This window comes from Streptomyces hazeniae (assembly GCF_031845485.1).
In the GTDB taxonomy this organism is placed as follows: domain Bacteria; phylum Actinomycetota; class Actinomycetes; order Streptomycetales; family Streptomycetaceae; genus Streptomyces; species Streptomyces hazeniae.
Window position 1 is genome coordinate 1 of the sequence record NZ_JAVREQ010000153.1, and the last position, 467, is coordinate 467.

The following is a 467-nucleotide window of genomic DNA, read 5'->3' on the forward strand; positions in this document are numbered from 1 at the left end:
GTTCAGACCTTGCAGACTGACCGGTGCGTAGGCCTGCAGCGTCTCATTGCCCAGGTAGTCGTCCTCGATCACGGTGCCGCTCTGGCCGCGCAGGGCCAACCGGGTCGCTGTCGTCTCGACCGGCTGGACCAGCGTGGTTCCGTGTTGACGGAGTGATTTCGCCGCCACCGCCGGTGGGGTGCCGGCATCGATGACGTCGCGTTCGAACTTCTCCGGATTCTCCAGGAACAGTCGTGAATCGGACCGCATCAAACCGTCGGGACCGACCACGAACGTCTCGCCGGTCGCACCCATCCCGGCGGTTTCCCATTGTTTGTCGGCCGTCATGAGCCGGTTGATCTTGGAGATCGGGAACTGCAGGGCGAGTACGCCCTCAACCCGGCCGGGTGGGCCGACTGGCGCCATCATCCAGGCCGTGGGCTCATCGGCCGGTTGATAGTCACCGAAGTCGGTGATCCCGACATAGT

At 64.2% G+C, this 467-nt stretch carries 1 protein-coding gene; it reads right to left on the minus strand.

From position 1 onward, the window contains the following. Positions 1-467 (minus strand): hypothetical protein (locus RM572_RS29065; RefSeq protein ID WP_311676347.1); only part of this gene is annotated, 467 nt, incomplete at both ends.